We start from the raw sequence: 4,006 nt of genomic DNA, 5'->3' as shown, positions 1-4,006 counted from the left end.
GCTTCCACGCGGGCGGTGTTGAACACCTTGGACTTGTCCTGGAAGGAGACGTGCTTGCGGCGCTCGTCCAGCTTCATGATTTCAGCGTAGCCCTGCTGCAGCATGTCGTCGGTACGGAACACACCGCAGTATTTCTGCATCGCGGCGCGGATATCGTTGGCCACGTTCTGTACGCGCTCGCCGCCGGTGGAGGTTTCCAGCTTGTTCAGGCGGTTCATCGCGAAGTCGGCTGCATCCTTCGGCAGCGGCTTGTTTTCCTTCTCTTCCAGGTGGGTCTTGACCACGTGGTTGCCTGCTGCGCGGCCGAACACGACCAGGTCCAGCAGGGAGTTGGTGCCCAGGCGGTTAGCGCCGTGTACGGAAACGCAAGCGCACTCGCCGATCGCGTACAGGCCGTTGACGACCTTCTGGCTGCCGTCGCCGGTTGGCACAACAACCTGACCGTGGATATTSGTCGGGATACCGCCCATCTGGTARTGGATGGTCGGCACGACMGGRATYGGTTCCTTGGTCGCGTCGACGTTGGCGAACTTGTGGCCGATTTCCAGAATCGACGGCAGGCGCTTCTTGATGGTGTCCGAGCCGATGTGGCGCAGGTCCAGCAGAACGTGGTCCTTGTTCGGACCGCAGCCGCGGCCTTCCTTGATTTCCTGGTCCATGGAGCGGGACACGAAGTCGCGCGGCGCCAGGTCTTTCAGGGTCGGAGCGTAGCGCTCCATGAAGCGTTCACCGTTCGAGTTGATCAGGATRCCGCCTTCGCCGCGCACGCCTTCGGTGATCAGCACGCCCGCGCCGGACACGCCGGTCGGGTGGAACTGCCAGAATTCCATGTCCTGCAGCGGCAGGCCGGCGCGTGCCGCCATGCCCATGCCGTCGCCGGTGTTGATGAAGGCGTTGGTCGACGCTGCGAAGATACGGCCTGCGCCACCGGTGGCGAAGATGGTGGTCTTCGCTTCCAGGATCATGCATTCGCCGGTTTCCATTTCCAGGGCCACCACGCCGACCACGTCGCCTTCAGCGTCGCGGATCAGGTCCAGTGCCATCCACTCCACGAAGAAGTGGGTGCGGGCGCGCACGTTGCGCTGGTACAGGGTGTGCAGCAGTGCGTGGCCGGTACGGTCAGCCGCGGCGCAAGCGCGCTGCACGGCCTTCTCGCCGAAGTTCGCGGTGTGGCCGCCGAACGGACGCTGGTAGATGGTGCCGTCCGGGTTACGGTCGAAAGGCATGCCGAAGTGTTCGAGTTCATACACGACCTTCGGTGCTTCGCGGCACATGAATTCGATCGCATCCTGGTCGCCCAGATAGTCGCCACCTTTGACGGTGTCAAACATATGCCAGTACCAGTTGTCTTCGGCCATATTGCCCAGCGATGCGCCGATACCACCCTGCGCTGCCACGGTGTGGGAGCGGGTCGGGAAGACCTTGGACAGCACGGCCACATTCAGGCCGGCTTCCGCCAGTTGCAGGGAGGCGCGCATGCCGGAACCGCCGGCGCCAACGATCACCGCATCAAAGCGGCGGGATGGGATTGCAGATTTGATAGCTGCCACGATTAAACACTCCAGAGGATCTGTACCGACCATACGGCGCAAGCGATCAGCCAGCCGATGGTGATGATTTGCAGGGCCAGGCGAACACCAACTGGCTTGACATAGTCCATCCAGATGTTACGGATACCAACCCAGGCGTGATAGAACAGGCCGGCGAAGGTCACCAGGGTAAACAGCTTGAACCACTGTTGGGCGAACAGGCCGGCCCAGCCTTCATAGGAATAATTCGAGGCAGTGAAAATGCAGAACAGCAGGATGGCCGTGTAGACCACCATCAGAACGCCGGTCACGCGCTGTGCCAGCCAGTCTTTCAGGCCGTAGTGGGCGCCGACAACCTTGCGCTTCGGGCCGATGCCATTGTTATTGATAGACATTTAGAACACTCCGAACAGTTTCAGGGCGACCAGCACGGTCACGATGACGGTAATCACAATCCCGGTAACCGCGGTCTTTTGCGCGGATTCCTTGTCGGCCAGGGTGTGGGTATCCATGATCAGGTGGCGGATGCCCGCGCAGAAGTGCTGGGTGTAGCCCCAGACCAGCGCCAGGAAGATCAGCTTCACGATCGGGGTCGACGCGATTTCCTGGAAGTGAGCGAAGGAGTATTCAGAGCGGAGGCTTTGTTCCAACAGGTAGAGCACGACCGGCAGCAGCAGGAACAGCAAGCCGCCACTGATGCGGTGCAAGATGGATATCTTGCCGGCCCACGGCAAGCGGTAGCCCATGAGGTCCGTGACGTGGATATTACGGAACTCTGGCCGTTCTTTTTTCGGTGCTTCCCGCACGGCTTCAGACATAACAAAACCTCCTTGTACTTTGTTGCTAATTATTTGCCAAACTTGGCGAGAATGTGATTTTCGCCGATTTTCGCCCCATGAACCAATATGTATTCTTACATATAACCAAAATTTTATTGCGGCGCGGCGTTTTTGTTATCGCCTCTACAACCCCGCCTCAACTCAAATCGTTTTGGTAGTGATGACGCTCCGTCAGATAGAGGCCGCGGCGCAGCTCCACCGGCTTGTCGCCATAGGTGAAGGACACGCGCTCGGCGCATAGCAGCGGCGTGCCGGCCGCTACTTTGAGCAGTGCAGCATCGCCCTCTTCCGCGCAGACGGCGCGGATCTTTTCGGCCGCGCGGATCATGCGCGTGCCGAATTCACTCTCAAACAGCCCGTACATCGGGCCTTTGTATTCGTTCAGCCGTTCCGCGGTCAGGCCTTTGAAGATCAGACCGGGCAGCCACAGCTCCTCGACGATGGTCGGCATGCCGTCGAAGGACTGCACACGCTTGATGTAGACCACGGAATCGCCGGACTTGAGATCGAGCAGGCGCGCCACATCGGCGGGCGCTCGCAGCCGCTTGACCTCAATGAATTTGCTCTCCGGGTAGTGCGGCACGCCCTCGTCGGGCATCAGGCGCAGGAAGCGGTAATGCGCACGCTCCTCGTGGTGGGTGGCCACGAAAGTGCCCTTGCCCTGTTTGCGCGACACCAGGTTCTCCGCCGCCAGTTMGTCGATSGCCTTGCGCACCGTGCCCTGGCTGACCTTGTAGCGSSCGGCCAGSTCSAYYTCGCTSGGRATCAKYTCGCCCGGYTTCCATTCGCCGGACTGCAGGCTCTGGGTAATCAGGGCCTTGATTTGCTGGTAAAGGGGAGAAAAAGTAGGAGATGGACCCGCCGCGCCACCAGTGTTTGGTGTCGCCGGCGAACTTGCGCCTGTGTTGTTCTGATTGGGCGGGACGGGGTTCATAGACCACGATTTCACCACAAAAGGGCACGTGCGTCCAGAAAAAACCTCACAACTTATCTGTCTTATATAAGACATAAGATATGATTGACAGTGAGCAAATACCGGCCTAAACTCCCCGTCGATGCTGGCTCTGTAAATGGGGACGTAGCGCATTTGCAGGCCCTAAATCTGTTACGTCCCCATTTACAGAGCCAGGATGAGCATAGTTCGTTCAGCGTGCCATTTCAACCACGTTGATGCGGTATCATTACGTGCTTCGGACCGTTTTCTATTCCACTTTGGAGATTCATCATGGCTAAAACCCCAATGCGTGTTGCCGTTACCGGCGCCGCCGGCCAGATCGGCTATTCCCTGCTGTTCCGCATCGCCAACGGCGACATGCTGGGCAAAGACCAGCCAGTCATCCTGCAACTGCTCGAAATCCCGGACGAAAAAGCTCAGAAAGCGCTGAAAGGCGTGATGATGGAAATCGACGACTGCGCTTTCCCTCTGCTGGCCGGCATGACCGCCCACTCCGACCCGATGACCGCCTTCAAGGACGCCGACGTGGCCCTGCTGGTCGGCGCGCGTCCACGTGGCCCAGGCATGGAGCGTAAGGACCTGCTGGAAGCGAACGCACAGATCTTCACCGTGCAGGGCAAGGCGCTGGACGCCGTCGCTTCGCGCAACGTGAAGGTGCTGGTGGTGGGCAATCCAGCCAACAC

5 protein-coding genes are annotated in these 4,006 nt (G+C 59.6%); 1 reads left to right on the top strand and 4 read right to left on the bottom strand.

Translation table 11 applies throughout. The features are described from left to right. From sdhA to AB4Z11_RS25600, 4 genes are all read right to left on the bottom strand, one after another. Positions 1-1,550, bottom strand: a 1,550-nt coding sequence (gene sdhA, locus AB4Z11_RS25615) for a succinate dehydrogenase flavoprotein subunit (protein ID WP_442028619.1), incomplete at its 3' end; no start/stop codon positions are given. 2 nt (positions 1,551-1,552) lie between these two features. Next, complete coding sequence (sdhD, locus tag AB4Z11_RS25610; protein ID WP_442028617.1) at positions 1,553-1,924, bottom strand: succinate dehydrogenase, hydrophobic membrane anchor protein; 372 nt, start codon at positions 1,922-1,924, stop codon at positions 1,553-1,555. Then, entirely contained in the window at positions 1,925-2,347 is a 423-nt protein-coding gene (gene sdhC / locus AB4Z11_RS25605; RefSeq protein WP_442028615.1) for a succinate dehydrogenase, cytochrome b556 subunit, read from the bottom strand. A gap of 157 nt (positions 2,348-2,504) precedes the next feature. Continuing rightward, positions 2,505-3,302 (bottom strand): GntR family transcriptional regulator, encoded by a 798-nt coding sequence (locus AB4Z11_RS25600; RefSeq protein WP_442028614.1) that lies wholly within the window; start codon positions 3,300-3,302, stop codon positions 2,505-2,507. A 291-nt stretch (positions 3,303-3,593) separates the two neighbouring features. Here AB4Z11_RS25600 and AB4Z11_RS25595 point away from each other — a divergent pair. Next, positions 3,594-4,006: lactate/malate family dehydrogenase (locus tag AB4Z11_RS25595; RefSeq protein WP_442028613.1), on the top strand; the 413-nt coding region annotated here is incomplete at its 3' end.

The organism is Pseudoduganella sp. RAF53_2 (assembly GCF_052113985.1).
GTDB lineage: Bacteria > Pseudomonadota > Gammaproteobacteria > Burkholderiales > Burkholderiaceae_D > Rugamonas.
This window is presented reverse-complemented; position numbering and strand designations above follow the sequence as displayed.

Bases quoted from the DNA above. Each gene is read 5' to 3' on its own strand.
- sdhD (WP_442028617.1), bottom strand. From the start codon at position 1,924: ATGTCTATCAATAACAATGGCATCGGCCCGAAGCGCAAGGTTGTCGGC.
- sdhC (WP_442028615.1), bottom strand. From the start codon at position 2,347: ATGTCTGAAGCCGTGCGGGAAGCACCGAAAAAAGAACGGCCAGAGTTC.